Source organism: Bradyrhizobium sp. CCBAU 11434 (assembly GCF_028128895.1).
In the GTDB taxonomy this organism is placed as follows: domain Bacteria; phylum Pseudomonadota; class Alphaproteobacteria; order Rhizobiales; family Xanthobacteraceae; genus Bradyrhizobium; species Bradyrhizobium zhengyangense.
The window spans coordinates 387,561-407,170 of record NZ_LBJX01000001.1 but is presented as its reverse complement, the minus strand read 5'-3'; the positions used below and the strand labels follow the sequence as shown (position 1 = coordinate 407,170).

Here is a 19,610-nt window from a genome sequence, read left to right as displayed (position 1 = left end):
CCGCCGAATCTTACTTCTTCTTCTTAGCCTTCTTCGACCCGCCCAGCATCGAAAGGCTGGCGTCGACGTCCTTCAGTGCGGATTGAAGCTTCTTCTTCTCGGCAGTGAGCAGTTTCTGCAGCGACTTGCGGTCCTTGTCGCTGAGCGAGGTGCCTTTGGTAAATTTGATGAAACCCATAATCACACTCCCCCGGTTGAAAATATCAGTCCAAATCAAAAGGCGCGAATAATCTTGCGCGCTGGAGCCAAATAATCAAGATGCAACTTGGGCATTCACAGCTTTGACGGGTGAACTCGTGTTCGCCGGTCCTGTACGGCCGGTCATGCGGCCCTGCGAGCGAGCAAGCGCTGCAGCGGCGTGTTTGGCCTGAGGATGGCGGCCTTGAGCAGCGCGACGAGATCCTCCATCCATGCGCCGACCGTGGCGCCGTCGAGCAGGTCGTCCTTGTAATTGCACGAACCTGTGATCCCGGTCGGACGCTCCTTCAGCATCAGCGACAGCCAGGTCTGGTCGACCGGCAGCACCGGCTGGCCCTCCCGCGCGACGTTTCCGATTGATCGCACCGTGACATCGGGCAGGTCGAGCGGCTGGCGCAGCGGGTTTTGCAGCGTGAAATAGACCTGGAGCAGTGAAGCCGGGTCGATGCCCTTCTGCTCCAGATGGTCGGCCAGGATGTTGAACGGCAGCTCCTGCCGCGCATGCGCGTCGAGCACGCCCCGGCGCACGCGGTCCAAGGCCTGCGCGAAAGACAGATCGGGCGTGATTCGGCTGCGGACGATCACGGTGTTTTCGAACGGGCCTATGATGCGATCAGTGTCTGGGTGAGCGCGGTTGGCCATGGCGGTGGCGACCGAGATGTCGGTGCGCCCGGTCCGCGCCAGCAGCAGGGCCTTCAAGCCGGTGAGCAGGCACATGAACAGCGTGCTGTTCTGCTGGCGCGCATAGGAGGCGAGACTGGCGACGAGATCACGCTCCAGGCTGAGCGGATGATGGCCGGTCGCCGCGCCCGCGCGCCCTTCGCCGTCAAACAAGGGGGCTGCACCGCGTAGATTCTCGGCCCAGTCGATGGCCTGCCGGCGGGCCGCATCGGTTCCGCACCACCAGCGCTGCCAGCGCGCGACGCTGGAAAACGCCAGCGGCATCTTCGGCAGGGGCGGCGGTGGATGGCCTGCCAGCGCGGCATAGCGGTTGGACAATTCCTCGAACAGCACGCCGATCGACCAGCCATCAGCGATGGCATGGTGCAGCGTCAGCAACAGGACGTGATCCTCGGCGTGAAGCCGCAGCAGCCGCGCCCGCAGCAGCGGCGCCCGGGCGGTGTTAACGGGGCTATAGGCCTCCTGCGCGACCAGGAGCTCGATCTTCCTGAGTTCGAGCGCCTTGCGCCGCCGGTTGTTGTGGGGTCGTCCGTCACCGATGGTCTCGACGGTCAGGACCGGACCGAGCGTGGCTGGCGCGAGGACCCGGCTGACCGGCTCCTCGCCATTCCAGCCGAACGCCGTCCGCAATGATTCGTGGCGGCGCACGATGTCGTCGATGGCCTGCGCCAGGGTGCGCGGATTGATCGGGCCTTCGAGGTGGAAGGCAAAGGGCAGGTTGAACAGCGGCAGATCGGGCAGGTTCCGCTCGATCCGCATCATCTGGTCCTGCGCGATCGACAGCGTGGGGGGCGCGCTTTCGGCCAGGCGTGGAACGCCGGCCGCGGGCTTTTGCCGCGTCGTGGCCGCGGCCTCGTCGACCCGCCGGGTGAGCTCCGAGATCGTCGGTGCCTCGAAGATGGTCTTGATCGGCAGTGATACGCCGAGTGCCCGGGCGATGCGCGCCATTGCCTGGCCGGCGAGCAGCGAATGGCCGCCGAGATCGAAGAAATTATCGGTGACGCCGAGGCTTTCGACCTTCAGCAGGTCGACCCAGATGTCGGACAGGACCTTTTCCGTGAAGCGGCGCGCCGGCACGGCCGTCTCGGTCGCGGTGCTCTCCTGCTGCATCGGCGCCAGCAGGGCGGAGCGATCGAGCTTGCCGTGGGCATTAAGCGGGACCTGATCCAGGAACAGGAACGCCGACGGGATTGCATGAACAGGCAGCCGGATCTTGAGAAAATCGCGCAGCTCGCTGGCGCTGATCTTGTTGCCGGCCTTGGCAACGACATGGGCGATCAGCCTGACATCGCCATTGCCGTCGCGCCGTGGCTCGACGACGCCGGCCCGCACGCTCGCATGGTCTGCCAGCGCAGCCTCGATCTCCTTGAGCTCGATGCGATAACCACGGACCTTGACTTGAAGGTCGGCGCGGCCGAGGCATTCGATTGTTCCGTCGGCGCGCCGGCGGGCAAGATCGCCGGTGCGGTAGAGCCGGTCGCTTTCCCTCCGCGCGAACGGATCGGGGACGAAGCGCTCCCGGCTCTGCGCGGGATCGTTGACATAGCCGCGGCCGATTCCGGCGCCGCCGATGCAGAGCTCGCCGACCACGCCGATCGGCTGCGGCTCCAGATGCGGATCGAGCACGTAGATCTGGGTATTGGGCAGCGGCGCTCCGACTGGAACATTGGTCGTCGCGGCTTCAGGTGCGCGGGTCAGCCGGTGCAGGGAGACGTCGTCTGAACATTCCGAGGCGCCATAGGCGTTGATCAGCGGCACCTTCGGGCAGCGGGCGAACCAGGCGCGGCAGAGATCGACCGGCAGCGGCTCGCCGGTCGAGATCAGCAGCCGCAGCTTCGCAAAGGCGCGCAGCACAGGCGCCTCGTCCATCCGTTCGAGGATCACGCGGAGCAGCGAGGGCACGATCTCAAGCACCGTGATGCCCGCGTGCTCGATCTCCCGTGCCAGCAGGATCGGATCCTGCACGGCTGGGGTGGCGCAGACATGGACGCGCGCACCAACCATGGGACCGGCAAGGAACTGCCAGACTGAGATCACAAAACTCTGCGGCGCAGTCTGCGCGATCACGTCCTTGGCCGTGAGGCCGAGCTCGTCGATGAGCGAGGCGAGATGGTTCGACAGCCCGCGCTGTTCGATCATGACGCCTTTCGGTGCGCCGGAGGAGCCGGACGTATAGATGAGATAGGCCAGGCTCGAATCCACGCGCCGCGCAGGGCGGCCCGGCTTGGTCGATGCGAATGCGATTGTCTCGTCGAGCTCGGCGACCCGGATGCGCGCGACCAGCGGTTCGAGCAGCGTGTCGACCATGGCGGACTGCGCGCGACCCGTCAGCAGCACGCTTGCGCAGCTCGAGCCGAGGATGGTTGCGAGCCGCGCCGGCGGCTGCTCGGGATCGAGATTGAGGAACGCCGCGCCCACACGCTGCACCGCGATCATCGCTGCGAGCAGGTCCGGTCCGCGATCCGCTAGCAGCGCGACCACGGTTTCCGCACCGACACCTTCGCGGGCGAGCCAGCGCGCGATAGCCTGGCTCCGGCCTGCCAATTCGCGATCGCTCAAGGACACATGTGCATCTGAAACCGCGACGGCATTCGGCGTCTTTTTCGCCTGCCGCTCGAAGCGTTCGCAGAGATTTCCGCGCGCTGCGAAGTTGACAGGCCTGCTCTTCGCCAGCACTTGCCGGCGCTCGGTGGCCGTCAGCAACGGCAGATGCGAGACGCGCTGCTCGGGATTGGCGATGACCGCCTTGAGCAGGGTCTTGAACTGGTCCGCCATGCTCTCGATCGTACCCGCGTCGAACAGATCGGTGGCATATTCGAAGAAGCCGGTGAAGCGGCCCTCGGCCTCGACCAGCTCGAGCGTGATGTCGAAGCGTGCGACTTCCGGATCGATTTCCAGCCGCCGCGTCGACAGGCCGGGGAAGCGCGCGGCTTCGATCGATGCATTCTGGAGGATGAACATGATCCGGAACGGCGGATTGCCGTCGCTCCTGCGCGCGACCTGCAACGCGCGCAGGACTTCCTCGATCGGAAGGTCCTGGTTGCGGTAGGCATCGAGCGTGACCTGACGCACCCGGCGCAGCAGCTCGCCGAAGGTCGGGTCGCCGCCGAAATCGTTGCGCAGGATCAGCGTGTTCGCAAACAGTCCGATCAGTCGCTCGCTTTCGATCTGGTTGCGGTTCGCGATCAGAGATCCCGTCGCGACGTCCTCATGCGAGGTGTGGCGGAACAGGAGGCACTGGAACACTGCGAGCAGCGCCATGAAAGGCGTCACGCCCTGGTCCTGGCTCAGCGAGCGGATGTCGGCGGAAAGGGCCTTGGAGAATTCGAAATGATGACGGGCGCCGTGACCGCTCCAGACCTCCGGCCGCGGCCGGTCGGTCCGCAGCGGCAGCGTGGTGACGCCGTCGAGCTGGGTCCGCCAATAGTCGAGCTGCTCCTTCGCGGCCGGCGTCTGCGCCCAGCTCTGCTGCCAGCGGGCGAAGTCGCGATATTGAAAGCTGGGCGAGGGCAACGCCGTCACACTCGCCTCGCGCGCGGCAGAATATCCGGCGGCAAGCGCCTCCCAGAACAGCCGCTGCGACCAGCCGTCGGTGACGAGGTGATGGACATTGACCACCAGCGCATGGCTGGATTTGTCGAAGGAAAGCAGCGTGACCTTCAGCGGCGGCTCACCGGCAAGATCAAATGCGGACTGCGCGAGCTTGAGCGCCTCGCGCCTGACGACGGCAACGCGCCGGTGCGGAGGGCAGGGTTTGAGTTTGATCCGCTCGAACTGTGGCGATGCCTGAAGCACGCGCTGCACAGGCTCGCCCTCGCGCTCGACGAAGACCGAACGCAGCGCCTCGTGGCGTGTGCAGATCGCAGCGAGGCTGACCTGAAGCGCAGCAATATCGACCGCGCCCTTCAGCAGCGCGACCTCGACCACGTTATAATTGTAACGCGTCGGATCGAGCCTTGAGAGCACATACATCCGCTGCTGCTGGAACGACAGCGGGGCGTCTCCTCCGGAAGCCTCCTGGCGCCATGCCGGCAGCCTCGCGTCGCGGTGCGCCGTGGTCTCGATCCGGGCGGCGAGAGCACCGACCGTGGCGCAATCAAAGATGTCCTCGAAGGAGAAATCGACGCTGAACCGCTCGCGCAGGCGCGAACGCATCTGCGTGACCGCGAGCGAATCCGCGCCGAGCGCAAAGACATCCTGATCGATTCCGACTTGCGGAAGCTCGAGCAGATCGGCCCAGGTCTCGGCAAGCTGGGTTTCCAGCTCGTTGCGCGGCAGCTGCGTCTCGTCGTCGTCGTGGGGCGCTGAAATCAGCTCGGCCAGCGCGTTGCGCTTGACCTTGCCGCTGGCGCCCTTCGGCAGTGCGGCCACGCTGTGGATCAGGCCCGGCACCTTGTAGGCGGCGAGACGCTTGCGCGCGAACTGGCGCAGCTGGTCCGAGATTGTCTCGGAATTGTCCCTGAGCACCACGACGGCGGCGACGTTCTCGCCGAGCTTGGCATGGGGAATGGCGAAGACACCGGCTTCCAGCACAGCGGGGTGCGCCAGCAGCACCTCTTCCACCTCGAGCGGTGAGATTTTCTGGCCGCCGCGGTTGATGACGTCCTTGATGCGGCCGACGATGAAGAGATAGCCGTCGGCGTCGAGATAGCCGAGGTCGCCGGTCCTGAACCAGCCGTTGCGGAAGGCGGCTTGCGTTGCCGCCTCGTCATTGTAATAGCCGCGGCTCATGTTCGGCCCGCGCAGCATGATCTCGCCATGCTGGCCGTGCGCAAGCAGGCGGCCCGCTTCATCCATGATCGCGATCTCGGGGCCTGCGGCACGGCCGACCGAACCGATCTTGCGCAACTCGAACGGATTGGCGGCGATCTGCGAGGCAGCTTCCGTCATCCCGTACGTTTCCAGCACGGGGACGCCGAAGATCGCCTCCAGCCCGTTGAGGATCGCGGGCGCAAGCGAGGACGAGGCCGAACGGATCACCCGCAGCGACGATGACCGGACGCGCTCGGGGCTCGCTTCCCCGGCCGTCAGCAGCGCGCGATGAATGGTCGGCACCGCCGTGTACCAGGTCGGTTGCAGGTCCCGCATCCAGCCGAAAAAGGACGGCGCGTCGAAACCATTGGTCGCGATCACGCTGGAGCCCGCCGCGAGCGCGGTCAGGAGGCCGGAGATCAGGCCGTGGGCATGAAACAGCGGCAGGACATTGAGCAGGCGATCATGTGGTGTGAGCGCGAGCACCCGGCCGGCATTCTGCGCCGAGAGACACACATTGCGGTGCGTCAGCGGCACCATCTTCGGGCGCGCGGCCGTGCCCGACGTCAGCAGGATGAAGGCGTCGTTCTCCGCGCGGGCGGCGCCGTCGGCACAGGCCGGGCCGATCGTCGGGCCAACGAACTCGCAGCCGCCGAGATCCGCCTCCGGTCCCGGCACGAAATCGACCACCGCGATATCAAGCGCCCTGGCGACGTCGCGGCTCGGCGAATTCATGTCCGCCCGTGTGACGAGCGCCGTGAGCTTCAATTCGCTGAAATAGCGTTGCAGCTCGTCCGCCGTGAAGTCGGGATTGACGGGGACGCAGGCGCAGGTCGATGCCACCCCGAGCAGCGCCAATGCACTGTCGGCCCCGCGCGGCAGTGCAACGGCAATTCGGTCGGCAGGTGTAATGCCGAGCCCGCGCAGCGTGCGGACGACATGCGCGATCCTCGTGCCGAGCGCGCCATAGGTCAGAGGAGGCCGGCCGGGAGCGAGCAGCGCGGGCGCCGCTGGCATCGCGCGCGCGTGAAAAGCGAGAATGCTACCGATATCGGCAAGGTTCTCGGTTTCGACGCCCGCGCCGGCCAGTCTATCTCCCGCCTCGGGTGCAATATCCGACAATGCCATTCCCTTTTGATCCGATTGGGCTATTCTTCCCTGGAGTTTGGGAACGCGTCCAGTCTGAGGTGAAGTTTAGGCCCCAAAATCTGTGGTTGAGGGACCTTAAGCCCTTTGGCGGAGGGAGTGTACGGCGGGATCACCATGCTGGAGAATGAGCCGGGGACTGAAGTCGGGTTGAAGCGTTGGCTCGAAGGCATTGGTCTCGGTCACTACACCGATCTGTTCGCGCAGCACCGCCTCGATCTCGACGTCATGGGCGACCTGACCGAGGCGGATCTTGCCGAGCTCGGGCTGCCGCTCGGCGATCGCAAGCGGTTGCAGCGGGCCATGGCCGCGCTGTTCAAGGCGGAGACAGTGGAGGCGCCGGTTGCGCCGGCGCGTCCGCAGACCCGCATAGAGGTTGGCGCCGAGCGGCGCCAGCTCACCACCATGTTCTGCGACATGGTGGATTCCACGGCCCTCTCGGCCCAGTTCGATCCGGAAGACGTGCGTGACATGATCGCCAGCTTTCGCGAAACCTGCGTGCGCGTCGTCAAGCATTACGAAGGCTTTGCCGCCCGCTTCGTCGGCGACGGTATTCTGGTCTATTTCGGCTATCCGACTGCGCATGAGGACGACGCCGAGCGCGCGGTGCGCGCCGGGCTCGAGATCGTGCGGGTGCTGTCGACCGCGCGCGCAATCGAGCCGCGCGGTGCGCTCAGCCACGCGCCCGCCGTCCGCATCGGGATCGCGACGGGCCTCGTCGTGGTCGGCGACCTCGTCGGTCAGGGTACCGAGGAGCGCGACTCCGCCGTTGGCGAGACCGTCAATCTCGCCGCGCGTCTGCAGGCGCTGGCGCCGCCCAACGGTGTGGTGATCTCCGCCTCGACGCAATCGCTGCTGAAGGGCAAGTTCGACTACCGCAATCTCGGCGCCCAGGCGTTGAAAGGCATCTCGGAAAAAACCCAGGCCTGGCACGTCGTGCGCGCCACGCGCGTCGAGACCCGCTTCGCCGCCGCCATGGGCACGCGACTGACCCCGCTCGTCAACCGCGAGGAGGAAATTGCGCTGCTGATGGCGCGCTGGCAGCAGGTCAAGGAGGGCGACGGCCAGGTCGTCGTCAAGTTCGGCGAGCCAGGGATTGGCAAGTCGCGCATCATCCAGGAGATTTTTGAGCGGATCGCAGGTGACCGGCATGGGCATGTCGCGTTCCAGTGCTCGCCCTATTACACCTCCACCGCGTTCTATCCCTTCGTCGAGCAGCTCAAATTCTCCCTCGGCCTCGACCGCGAGGATGCCTCCGCGCTGTCGCTGGCCAGCCTGGAGAATGCGATCGCAGCGGCCCATGGCGATATCGAGCAGGTGGCGCCGCTGTTCGCGGCGCTGCTGTCGATCCCGACCGGAGAGCGCTATCCGCCGCTGGACCTGTCGCCGCAGCAACAGAAAGACGCAACTGTCGCGGCGTTGGTCAATCATTTCCTGGGGCTCGCCCGCGAGATGCCGCTGGTGATGGCCTTTGAGGACCTGCACTGGATCGATCCGACGTCGCGCGAGGTTGTCGATTTGCTGGTCGAGCAGGTGCAGAACCAGCCGATCCTGGCCATCATCACGGCGCGCTCCGAATTCCAGCCGAGCTGGAATGCGCATTCGCACATCACAACGCTGGTGCTGAACCGGTTGAGCCGGGCGCTGCGCACCACGCTGGTCGAGCGCGTTGCGGGCAGAGAGCTTCCCAAGGAGGTCGTCGAGGAGATCATCGTCAAGACCGACGGCGTGCCGCTGTTCCTTGAGGAGTTGACCAAGACGGTTCTCGAATCCAACCTTCTGACCGAGCGGCACGGGCGCTACGTGCTGTCGGGCCCGTGGCGGCAGCTCGCGATCCCGGCGACCTTGACGGACTCGCTGATGGCCCGTCTCGACCGGATGGGGCCTTTCAAGCGGATCGCACAGATCGGCGCGACCATCGGCCGCGAATTCTCCTACGAGACCCTGCACGCGGTCGCCAACATGCCGGCGGAGCAGATCGAGGCGGCGCTGACCCATCTGGAGGAGGCCGGCCTGATCATGCGCCGGGGGCATCCGCCCGATGCGCTCTACTCCTTCAAGCACGTCATGATCCAGAACGCGGCGCATGACAGCCTGTTGCACAGTGAGCGGCGCAAGCTGCATGCCAGCATCGCCCAGGTCCTGGCCGAAATGTATCCGGAGAAGACCGATCGCGAGCCGGAGCTGCTGGCCCATCATCTGACTGAGTCCGGGCAGAGCGAAGGCGCGGCGAGCTTCTGGCTCAAGGCCGGCAAGCAAGCGGCCAAGAGCGGCGCCAACCTCGAGGCGATCGGCCATCTCCGCCGGGGCTTGAGCGTCGTGCAGGCCAATGCACGCATGCAGGGCGCCGACGAGATCGAGCTCGAGCTGCGGATCGCGCTCGGCAACGCGCTGATCGCCGCCAAGGGCTACGCCGTGCAGGAGGTCGAGGAGAATTACATCCGCGCCCTCGAGCTCGGCCAGCAGCTGGACGACGACGAAAAGGCCTTTGCGGCCACGCGCGGGCTATGGGTGTGCCATTTCATCCGTGCCGACCTCACCCGCGCGCATGATCTCAGCGTCGAACTGCTGAAATTCGCCAAGCGAGAGCGGTTGAATGAGGACACGGTGCAGCAGACTGGCTACCTGATCGAGGCGCACCGCTCGATCGCGATGACCATGCTCTATCGCGGTCGCTTCGCCGCCGCGCAGCATCATCTGCATCGCTGCATCGATCTCTACAGTCCCGATTTGCATTCCGACCTGATGGAGCGCCACGGCACCGATCCCGGCGTCGTCTCGCTGTCCTATCTCGGCTATCTCCTCTGGTTCCTCGGCCAGCCCGATGCGGCGCGCCAGCACAGCGAGCAGGCGATTGCACTCGCGGAGAAGATCCGCCATCCGTTCTCGCTCGCCTTCGCGCTCGTGTTCGGCGCCTATCTCTGCCAGCATCTGCGCGATATCGAGGGCACACGCGATCATGCCAACCGCGCCATGATCATCGCCACCGAACACAATTTCCTGCATTGGAAGCAGCAGGCCGCGATCCTGCGCGGCTGGGCGCTGGCCCAGCTCGGCGATGCCGATGAAGGCATCAGCCAGATGCGCTTTGGCCTCGATGAATATGAGGCGATGGATTCCTGGCTCGCCGGCTGCTGGTTCCGTTGCCTGCTCGCGGAGGCCTATGCCAAGGTCGGCATGCGCGACGCCGCCTTGCGCGCGCTGGACGGTGCGCTTGCGACCGCAAAGCGCACCGGCGATCACTCCTATCTCGCCGAGGTCTACCGCCTGCAAGGCGAGATCACCTTGTCGGATGGCAATCCGGCCTCGGTGCAGGAGGCCGAAGATCTGTTCGACCTGTCGCTGGAGACGGCGCGCAAGCAGGGCGCGTTGTCCTGGGAGCTCAGAACCGCGGTCAGTCTCGCGCGGCTGTCGCACGCATCGGGCAAGCGCGAGCACGCAAGCCTTCTGCTCGTGCCGATCGTCGGCAAGTTCAACGAGGGTTTCCTGACGCCCGACCTGAAGCTCGCCTTACAGCTGGTGCACGAACTCGGCGGCGATACACCGGCGCGTCCACAGGCCGATCCGGTGAAATGAGCGATCTGTCCGCCGCGCGGGCGCGCTACGTCGAGCTCATTGCGAAGCGCGAGCGGATTGCTTCGCAGCGACTGCTTGCCGCCCTCGCGTCGGTGCCGCGTGAAAATTTTCTGGCGAAGGGGCCCTGGCGCACCAAAACCGAGGCGGCGCGCAGCTATCGGCTGACACCCAGCGCCGATCCCGTTCATCTCTACGATAACGTGCTCGTCGCCATCGACGCGCGCCGCAAGCTCGACACCGGATTGCCGAGCCTGTGGGCCCATTTCATCGATCTGCTCGATGTCCGAGCGAAGGATCATGTGGTCCAGATCGGTTGCGGGCTCGGCTATTTCTCCGCGATCCTGTCGGAGATCGTGGGGGCGAAAGGCAGGGTGCGTGCAATCGAATGCGACGCCCGGCTCGCGGCGCGCGCTGCGAATTACCTGCGGGCCTATCCCAATGTCGAAATTATCAACGGCGACGGCTGTCGCGATATCGGCGAGCCGGCCGATATCATCATCGTGCATGCCGGCTTTTCGCATCCGCATCCGCTCTGGCTTGCCTCGCTCCGCCCGCGCGGTCGGCTGCTGGTGCCGCTGACGCAGCGGGACCGCGAAGGCGCCGCACTCAAGATCATGCGCCGGGGCAAGGGGTTCGTCGCCGAAGCGGTGCAGCAGATTCGGATCTTTCCGGGCCATGGCCGCGGGGTGACGGCACTCGACGACCGCGTCGCCGACTGGTGGCAACGCGCATCCGCCCTGGCGCCGCTGCGCTTTCGCGGGCTCGAGCAGGGACTGCCGTCGGATGGCTGACGAAGAGCCGAGTTTCACCTGTCCCGGTGAGGACGAGGTAAGACAGGCGCTGATCCTCACACGTCCTTCGTGAACTTGCTGATGACATTCATCAACGGCTTGGGCTTGAACTCGCTATCGAGCGGCAATGGCCGGTTCGGCTGCTTGTCCGGGCGTTTGACGTAGCCGTTGATCCAGCTGTAACGGTCGGAAATGCCCCAGGTCAGGACCGAGCGCACAGGTCCGCTGGTCGAGATCGCGGTCAGGAGATCGTCGACGCGCTTGGCGACGATGGCATCGCGCTCCGCAGGGCTTCCGGTCAGCTTCTGGTCGTCGACGTCGAGTTCGGTGACGAAGACCTCGAGGCCCCATGAGCGGACTTCGGTCACGAACTCGGCAAGCCCGTGGGTGTCGATCTCGAGCTCGGCATGCAGATGCGATTGCAGCCCGACCGCGTGCAGGGGCACGCCTTGATCCAGCAGCTCCATGATGAGGTTGCGGTAGGCCGCGCGCTTGGCGATGAATGAATCCTTCGCTGACTCGATATCGTATTCATTGATCGCGAGCTTGACGTAGGGATCGGCCGCTGCGGCCGTTCGGAACGCGAGCGGAATCCAGCCGTCGCCGAGATGCTGCGTCCAGAATGTATCGCGACGGTCCTTGGCGCTCCCGGGATTGTCAGGGATCGGTTCGTTGACGACGTCCCACGAGGTCAGCTTGTCCTTGTAATAGGACACGACGGTGTTGATGTGATCGACATAGGCGCGCTCGACGCCCTTCGAATCCTTGATCTGCTTGGTCCAGTCAGGAATGTCGTGATACCAGGCGAGCGTATGGCCGCGCATGGTCAAATCGTTCTTTTGCGCGAAATCATAGATCGCGTCGGCGCGCTCGAAGGCGAAGGTGTGCGCGTCCGGCCGGAGCATCGGCCATTTCAGCTCGAGCACCGGCACCACCTGCGTGCAATAGGTGCTGATGGCCTCGCCCAGCCGTGGATCGGCCTGCAAATCCCAGAGCGTGGCGGCCGCGCCATAGCCCTGATGACGCTGGACAAGTTTCGACGCTGGCGGGGCCGCGGACGCCGACGCGCCTGTCGCGAGCGTTGCGGCGCTGCCGAGGAGAAATTGGCGTCTGTCGAGCGTCGTCACGTGGTGGAAGTCCTTTCGGAACCAACGCGCCATCGTACCAAGCGGCGCCTTGCAGCGCCGCGGTTTCCTGTTGTTGGGTTAATTGTCGCGAATGTTCCGCTCAGCGCGCGTGGCGCTGCATCACCGCTTCGGCGATGTCGTAATAGTGAAGCGCGCCCTTTTCGAGCGTGAGATGGTCGATCACATAGTCGCGAGGCGCGAAGCTGCCTGCGCTCGCCTGCGACCAGAAGCCGCTCCAGCCGGCGATGAAGCCATCGGCATCGACGAATGTGCCGCCGCAGCGTGCGTCAAAATAGGGCACGGAGGACACGCCGCCTTCGTATCTCACGCGGTCCGGGAAATATTCCGGATCCTGCCACGGGCCGCCGCGATCCCAGGCGAATACGGGCACGCCGCTAGATAGCGCCTGCTGGCAGGCGATGCCCTGGCTCTCGTGCTCGCAGAGGAAGACCATGCTGCGGCAGCGCGCCAGCGCGGCCTTGTAGTCATCTTCCTTGTAATGGCCGTAGCGGATCACTTCCACCGAGCGGCCGCTTGCTTCGAGATGCTTGCGGATCGGTTCGATCAGCTCGCGATCATAGCGGTCATGGTCCCAGCGAACCTTGTCATAGAGCAGCACGTCGACGCTCTTCTGCGCGGCCGGCGTTGGCGTCCACAAATCGGTTTCGATGCCGACCGGCCACACCTCGATACGCGGCCAATATGGCCGGCACATCTCTGCATACCAGTCGCAGGGCACGAGGATCGTGTTCTCGTGAAACTCCTTGAGGCGCTCGGGCACGTCGACAGGATGGTTGTACATGACGACGCCGAGCAGCAGCGGGTTCTTCCACGCGAACCAGTCGAGCACGAAGGGGCGCCCGAGGATGCAGGCGAGCTCCTCCGGATGCTTGCGGATGTAGCTGTAGTCATTGACGCGATAGGGGATGCCGACCCGGTCGAGCCCAGCGCAGAGATTGAGGAACACGCGCCGCTGGCCGCTGATCCAGGATTTTCCGAGCAGCATCCGCCGCACCAGCGGCCGGACGTGACGGTCGCCGGGAAACCAGCGGTCGTCGCGCTCCTCGAAGAACAGATTGAGCGTCATCCGCCCGTCCCCGTCCCCAGGGGACGCCGGGACCAGGGACGCATCGGTCCCGCCATGGGGCAGGGAGCTCGGGTTTGCCCCTATGCGTTCGACAACGTCCATTTTAGCCACGTCCATACGTTAACCAAACGCCGGGCGACGTCTTGAAATCATGGTTTCTTTTCGGTGATCGCGGCGGCCCGTTCAAGGACAGGGCAAATTTAACGCTAACGCGCGAAAGCGGTGGAGCCATCCCATTCGGCGGCCGATTTGCAGACTTAAATGACTATCTTGGGAGATGCTGCGGCGCAGTCGAACCATCACGCCAAAGTCCAACTGATTAACGGCCGCTCGATTTCAAGGCCGCCGGTCCCGTGCACGCATGCTGAACCGCCATTTCTCCATCTACCTCGTCAGCTACATCCTGTCTGCTGCGATGGGCTTTTTCGCGGTCACCGCCTACACGCGGCTGCTGACGCCGGCGGAGTATGGCGTCTATGTCGTCGGCATGAGCATCGCCGGCATTCTGGGCGCGATCTTCTTCGCCTGGATCAAGCTGTCGGTGTCGCGCTATCAGGCGATGTCGGCGGAAGTGGATTTTCGCGGCACGGCGATGGTTGGCTTTGCACTGACCGTCCTTGCCATGTGTGCGGCGACCCCGCTGGTCTTCCTGTTCCGTAGCGACGTCAGTGTCGAACTGGTGCTCGCCAGCATGTTCGTCGCGATCATGTCGAATGGGTTCGATGTCGGCCAGGAGTTCGAACGTGCCAAGTTTCGGCCCTTTCGATTTGCGGCGATTTCGATGGTGCGCAGCGTGTCGAGCGTCGGATTCGGCCTGCTCGGGATCTGGCTTGGCTGGGGCGGCATGGGCCTGCTCGCAGCCTTTGGCCTCGGTTCGTTCGCCGGCGTCATCCTCAATCTCGTCAGCGATCGCGCCAGGGTCGCAAGCTTTTCGCGCAACCAGTTCATGCAGCTCGCGCGCTACGGCCTGCCGTTGACGCTGGCCGGATTGTCCGTCGCCGTCTACTCGGCCAGCGACCGGCTGATCGTCGCCTATTTGCTCGGCAGGGACTCCGCCGGCATCTTCGGTGTCGCCGCCGATCTGCCGCGCCAGTTCATGGTCATGATCGCCACCAGCGTTGCCGCGGCCACCGTGCCGATGGTGTTCCGCTCGCTGTCGGAGCAGGACACGACGCGGGAGCGGCTGACCGAGAGTCTCGAGCTGCTGCTTGTCGTCGTCGCGCCCGTCGCGGTCTGGCTTGCGCTCGCCGCAGATCAGGTCACGGGCACGCTCGTCGGTGTCGATTTTCGCGCCGGCGTGTCCGCGCTGCTGCCGACGCTGGTGCTCGCCCGCTGCTTCGGCATCGCCAATCAATTCTACGTCCAGCTCAGCTTCCAGCTCGCCGAACGGCCCTTCATGCTGGCGGCACAGTCGTTCCTCACGCTGGTCTTGAGCATTGCGTTGATGTTCACGATGGTTGCGGGTTACGGCATCTACGGCGCTGCGCTGGCGACGCTTGCAACCGAGGTGATCGGCTTCGTCGTCGCCGTCGTTCTCATGCGCCGTGCCCATCCCGTGCCGTTCGACGTCAATCGCCTGGCCGGCGTCGCCGCTTCTGCCGCGGCAATGGCAGCTGCGATCCTCCTCGCGCGGTCGCAGATCCATGGGACGGGTATCGCGGCGCTGATCATCGTGAGCGTTGCGGGCGGCTTTGCCTATGTCGCCCTCGCGTGGCTTCTCAATGTCGCCAATGTGCGGACGTTGTCGCTGCGCTTCCTGCGGACGTTCAATCGCAAGGCGCTAGGCGTCTAGGGGCGGTTTCGGCCTCATTCCCCTCGGAGGCGCGCATCCGGCTACGGCGCGGGGTTTGTTCCAGCGAGCAATATTGACCAGCAACTTCGGACCCGGAGGCACATGGTGTCCTGGTCGTCGTCCCTATGGGCAACTATCGGCGATGTAACGCTCTCGCCCGATAGGAGTGAATCGTTTGCTTTCGCAATACTTCCACTCATCCGGCCCGTCACTTGCACCGGTCCTGCAGCCGCGCTGTCCCAAGTGCGGTGGACACGTGAACCTGGTAAGAATTAGAGAGCCATCCGCATTGGACATCGGAATGTTCGATTGCGACTGTTGCCAGCACATCTATGCTGCCACAGTTGAAGCAGATCCGATGCGCTCGACAGCCGTCCTCTGGCTCGCCAGTCACGAACTCAGGCCGCCGACCTGACCGAGTGACCCGAATTGATGATCTGGAGGAATTCGTTCACCGCGAGAACCTGAAACTCTTCAGAAGGCAGCTTGATCTGGCCCAGGACAATGCCCGACGGCAGTGGCTATTGAAACGTCTCATCGAAGAAGAGGCGAAGGTTCCGGTCGCGGCCGGATGGCTGACGATGGGCGCACCATCAAGGAACTCTTGATGGAGGGTGTGTCATGAGCGGGTACATTATCAACAACAAGGGTGCTCGCGCTGGACTTCAGACCGGCACGGCCATCTTCGACCTTGCCGGCAGAAAGGTTTACGAGCTCAGGGGCAACGATATCTATCGTCTCTCGGGCGAATTGGTCGGCCATTTGCTCGATACGCCTGGCTCGGACAAGCGTCTGGATCGCCACAGCCAAGAGCTTCTTTCCGTCCGAGGACGCCCGGAATCTATCAAGTTGGAGAAGCCTGCCGTCCCGAAGCGGCAGCCGTCTGCCAGCTTCGCGCAAGCAATACGTCTCCGTCGGATGGTCCCCGACGCCACGTCCGATCGTCGCAAGAAGGAATGAGCGCGGAGCGTCATTGCAGCGGGGATCTCGTCCTCGTCGCGGCATCGTAGATCAGGATCTGTAGCATTGGAAACCTGCCCAGCAGTTCGGCCCCGGCTTTCTGAGCGGCATTCTGGTCGTCGTAATGCGCCTTCAAGCGACCGTCGACCACCAGCGAGAAGCCGTCCGTTGGCGCCACGTCGGCTCTTTGAACGATTCTCGGCTCACTCTCGTCTGCTGGTGCAGGGGGCTTTTTCATTGGTTCTTCTCGCATCGTTGCAAAGTCGAAGCGCCGGTCATTGTCCTGCATCGCGCCTCGCGTGATCGACTGCCATTATAGGCAACGAGACGGCGCGCTTGATGTTCCGCTATGCGCGGGAGATCGCCCGGACCGCTTCGATCCTTCCGACCGAATGGCTCAGTCGTCGTCCCTCACGATCTCTGGCTTGTCATACAAGACCGCGTTCAGCAGGGAATTGTGAACTTCGATCTTGCCGTTGTAGGTGATGAAGCCGAGCTTTCGAAACTTGTTCATGAAGAAGCTGACCCGGGAGCGCGTTGTCCCGATCATCTCGGCGAGCGTCTCCTGACTGATCTGCACTGCAATCGGTTGGGCGACGCCGTCTTTTCCAAAATTCGCCAACAGCAGGAGGAGCCGTGCGAGCCGCTTCTCGCTGGAATTGAACAGCTGGTCGATCAGGTCTTCCTCGATGCGGCTGTTTCGGCTGAGAAGGTACCCCATGAACAATTCGGAAAACTTCGGCTCGCTCTTGAGTGTCGCAAGCATCGCTGGCTTCGCGATGGACGTGATCACACACTGTTCCATCGCCACCGTCGTCGAAATTCGCAAGGGATGTCCGTTCAGGCAGCCTTCGCCAAAGAATTGCCCCGGCTCCATGATTCCGACCACCGCTTCCTTGCCCTGCTCGGAGACGACCAGAACCTTGATCTTCCCCTTCTGGATATAGAAAACGGTATCCGCAGCATCGCCTTGCGAAAACACGACCTGGTTCTTGTCGAATTTCAATATGGCTTTGCCGTCGCCGACCTTGGCGAGAAAGGTCTTTGGATCGAATGTTCCTTTCGGCGCTTTTGGCATGATGTCGTGGAAGTCCTCTGCAGGATCACCTCAGTTTAGCAGGCCGACACCTGGTCGGTTAGCCGAATCTTGCTTTCTGCCGGCTCATCATGAGTGCGGCATTAAGCTCCGCGATGCGGTTGGTCGTTTCGAATAGTGGGCGACGTCATCGAGTCCAGCAGCTAGGTCGCGTCTCCGTAGAGCAGAATTGCTCAGCCCTGTCGGAGGATTGGTCCGCAATAGCGGCAAGCCCCGCGCCGCTCAGACGACAGGCATCTGAGCCGTTTTGCACATCCCGCGCTGTCGCTCTGGTCTATTCTGAGCGGTGGCGGAAGTTCCGCAGTTTGTTGGTGAGGACGTGAACATGAACATATCCGGTGAGAGCCTTCTCGTCATATTGGTCGTGGGCGTTGCGGCTGGCTGGCTGGCGGGTCAGATCGTCATGGGTACGGGCTTGGGTCTGGTTGGCGATCTCGTCGTGGGAATCGCAGGAGCCTTCGTTGCGAGCTGGATATTTCCGCAACTTGGATTCCATCTCGGTTCTGGGATGGTTGCGCAGATCGTTGACGCAGCGATCGGCGCGATCTTGCTGCTCCTGATCATCGGGCTCGTCCGCGGGCGGAGCCGATGGGGCGGAAGCTGGGGCGGCGCTTGGCGGAAACGCTGGTAGCGCCTCGCGAGAGCGTGCGCTTGGAACGAACGTCGCCGGGGCTACTTGGTGATGGCGACCGGATACGATGCCCACTCATCGTATCCGATGAATGGCGGCCCTGGCTCGCAGCCCCTGTGCCAGGGTCGCTTCTTCCAACGTTCCCCTTCAGCCGCTACTTGGCTGCCACCGTCGGATCGACGCTGGATAGTTTGTGGACATTCCCGCACTTCGAGCATTCGAAGATCCGTAGATTGGGCCCGTCGCAACCTGCCGCGACGTGGATCAGCATCATGCGGGTTTGGCAGGCCGGACAGAGTGGCCGGGGTATGGGAATCAGCGTCGGTTCGGGACGAGCGTAGACCTCTGACATATGAAGCTCCTGCCGATATGGCGGGGTATGCCGCACCCGAAGCCGCCGCCGCTCGCAGCCGATTCGCCCGCTACGACGGCGTGAGCATGCCGCGCTCCCATGTCGGCCACTGTTCAATATTGCTCATATGCGGCAATTGCCTGATGGCCGGAGCGAGCGCTGGGCCGCCTCCGATCGCGGTGAGCCGCGCGGCCCGGGATGTTCGGATGGGATCGCTGGATCCTGGACTGTGCAATATTGCTCAGCAAAGCATCCGCGCACTGATCAATATGGAAGTACGTGGGGCGCGACCCCGGAGCCGCTGGCGGAGGCGTCCGTGCGCGAGAACCTTATCGGCTTGTGCGGGCATGTTCGGAAGCAAATCAGATATGAGCCCAACATTGCCGGAAATCCGCGCACTGCCACAATTGCTCGCCCGTTATCGCGAACCCGACAGCACGCGTGCGGTTTTTGAACTGGTGATCACGGCTGTGCCGTTCCTGCTCATCTGGGCTCTGATCCAGGGTGCTTTTAGTCACGGTTATTGGCCTGGCCTGCTGCTGGAGGCGCCCGCGGCTGGCTTGCTCGTGCGCCTCTTCATGATCCAGCACGATTGCGGACATGGCTCGTTCTTTCGCAGCCGGGTCGTGAACGATTGGGTTGGCCGAACTCTCGGTGTTGTGACCCTGACGCCTTACGATTATTGGCGATACAGCCATGCATGCCATCATGCGAACTCCGGCAATCTCGACCACAGGGGACTGGGCGACATCGACACATTGACCGTGGGTGAGTTTCTCGCGCAGCCGCGCGGGCGTCGGCTGCTATATCGTCTCTATCGGCATCCCCTGGTGATGTTTGGCGTCGGTCCCGCCTATCTCTTCATCCTGAAGCATCGATGGCCGGTAGGGAGAATGCGTGGCGGCTGGAGACCCTGGCTGAGTACGATGGGCACAAATGCCGCCATCGCGGTTCTCGTCGCTACGGCGGTGCGGTTGGTGGGCTATGGGCCTTTCCTGCTTGTGCATCTGCCCATTCTGATTCTGGCGGCGTCGATCGGTGTCTGGCTGTTCTACGTCCAGCATCAGTTCGAGCATACGTACTGGTCCCATGACGAAGGCTGGAGTTTTCACGAAGCTGCATTGCATGGTAGCTCCCATTACCACTTGCCGGCGGTCCTGCGATGGTTCACGGCGAATATCGGCATCCACCACATCCATCACCTGTGCAGCCGGATTCCCTGCTACCGATTGCCCGAAGTGTTGCGGGAGTATCCGCAACTCGCGGGTGTCGGACGGGTGACCCTGCTCCCAAGTCTGCGGTCCATGCGGCTGGCCCTGTGGGACGAGGAGCGGTTGCAGCTGGTCTCTTTCGGAGAGGCGTGGGCTCGGCGCGCCAGGTGAGCCGGTAAAACGCAACGGCTGCGGCTTGCGCATACGCAT

Annotated in this window: 13 protein-coding genes; 7 read left to right on the top strand and 6 right to left on the bottom strand. The window is 63.8% G+C overall.

Going from position 1 to position 19,610, the window contains the following annotated elements:
• Positions 1–10 precede the first annotated feature (10 nt).
• Together XI06_RS01875 and XI06_RS01870 are read right to left on the bottom strand one after the other, a co-directional pair.
• Positions 11–178, bottom strand: coding sequence for a hypothetical protein (locus XI06_RS01875; protein ID WP_237865223.1), 168 nt, complete (start codon positions 176–178; stop codon positions 11–13).
• Between the two features lie 143 nt (positions 179–321).
• Positions 322–6,759: a non-ribosomal peptide synthetase gene (locus XI06_RS01870; RefSeq protein ID WP_271604531.1), complete on the bottom strand. Its 6,438-nt coding sequence runs from the start codon at positions 6,757–6,759 to the stop codon at positions 322–324.
• A gap of 135 nt (positions 6,760–6,894) precedes the next feature.
• Here XI06_RS01870 and XI06_RS01865 point away from each other — a divergent pair, with 135 nt between their 5' ends.
• Entirely contained in the window at positions 6,895–10,353 is a 3,459-nt protein-coding gene (locus XI06_RS01865; protein WP_271604530.1) for an ATP-binding protein, read from the top strand.
• Positions 10,350–11,144: a protein-L-isoaspartate O-methyltransferase family protein gene (locus XI06_RS01860; protein WP_271604529.1), complete on the top strand. Its 795-nt coding sequence runs from the start codon at positions 10,350–10,352 to the stop codon at positions 11,142–11,144. Before XI06_RS01865 ends, XI06_RS01860 begins: the two co-directional genes overlap by 4 nt.
• 56 nt (positions 11,145–11,200) lie before the next feature.
• On the opposite strand, the gene XI06_RS01855 is transcribed toward XI06_RS01860, so the two are convergent.
• Together XI06_RS01855 and XI06_RS01850 are read right to left on the bottom strand one after the other, a co-directional pair.
• Positions 11,201–12,271, bottom strand: coding sequence for an endo-1,4-beta-xylanase (locus XI06_RS01855; RefSeq protein ID WP_237891545.1), 1,071 nt, complete (start codon positions 12,269–12,271; stop codon positions 11,201–11,203).
• A 100-nt stretch (positions 12,272–12,371) separates the two neighbouring features.
• Positions 12,372–13,460 carry a glycosyltransferase family 1 protein gene (locus XI06_RS01850; protein ID WP_271604528.1) on the bottom strand — a complete coding sequence of 363 codons (1,089 nt, stop codon included), beginning with the start codon at positions 13,458–13,460 and terminating at the stop codon, positions 12,372–12,374.
• Positions 13,461–13,719: 259 nt separating this feature from the next.
• On the opposite strand from XI06_RS01850, the gene XI06_RS01845 reads away from it, so the two are divergent.
• The 3 genes from XI06_RS01845 (at position 13,720) to XI06_RS01835 (ending at position 16,110) form a co-directional block, all read left to right on the top strand.
• Positions 13,720–15,150: an oligosaccharide flippase family protein gene (locus tag XI06_RS01845; protein WP_271604527.1), complete on the top strand. Its 1,431-nt coding sequence runs from the start codon at positions 13,720–13,722 to the stop codon at positions 15,148–15,150.
• A 419-nt stretch (positions 15,151–15,569) separates the two neighbouring features.
• Positions 15,570–15,758 carry a hypothetical protein gene (locus XI06_RS01840; protein ID WP_271604526.1) on the top strand — a complete coding sequence of 63 codons (189 nt, stop codon included), beginning with the start codon at positions 15,570–15,572 and terminating at the stop codon, positions 15,756–15,758.
• Between the two features lie 13 nt (positions 15,759–15,771).
• The gene (locus tag XI06_RS01835) at positions 15,772–16,110 is read left to right on the top strand and encodes a hypothetical protein (protein WP_271604525.1); all 339 of its coding nucleotides are present in this window, start codon (positions 15,772–15,774) and stop codon (positions 16,108–16,110) included.
• A 10-nt stretch (positions 16,111–16,120) separates the two neighbouring features.
• Here the strand turns inward: XI06_RS01835 and XI06_RS01830 are convergent, their stop codons facing one another.
• Together XI06_RS01830 and XI06_RS01825 are read right to left on the bottom strand one after the other, a co-directional pair.
• Positions 16,121–16,399, bottom strand: a complete 279-nt coding sequence (locus XI06_RS01830) for a hypothetical protein (protein WP_333909303.1) — start codon at positions 16,397–16,399, stop codon at positions 16,121–16,123.
• 108 nt (positions 16,400–16,507) lie between these two features.
• On the bottom strand, positions 16,508–17,188 hold the full coding sequence (locus XI06_RS01825; RefSeq protein WP_271604524.1) for a Crp/Fnr family transcriptional regulator: 681 nt from the start codon (positions 17,186–17,188) through the stop codon (positions 16,508–16,510).
• A 343-nt stretch (positions 17,189–17,531) separates the two neighbouring features.
• On the opposite strand from XI06_RS01825, the gene XI06_RS01820 reads away from it, so the two are divergent.
• Both XI06_RS01820 and XI06_RS01815 read left to right on the top strand, forming a co-directional pair.
• Positions 17,532–17,837: a GlsB/YeaQ/YmgE family stress response membrane protein gene (locus XI06_RS01820; RefSeq protein WP_237891540.1), complete on the top strand. Its 306-nt coding sequence runs from the start codon at positions 17,532–17,534 to the stop codon at positions 17,835–17,837.
• A 720-nt stretch (positions 17,838–18,557) separates the two neighbouring features.
• Positions 18,558–19,571, top strand: coding sequence for a fatty acid desaturase (locus tag XI06_RS01815; RefSeq protein WP_237865246.1), 1,014 nt, complete (start codon positions 18,558–18,560; stop codon positions 19,569–19,571).
• Positions 19,572–19,610: the final 39 nt, after the last annotated feature.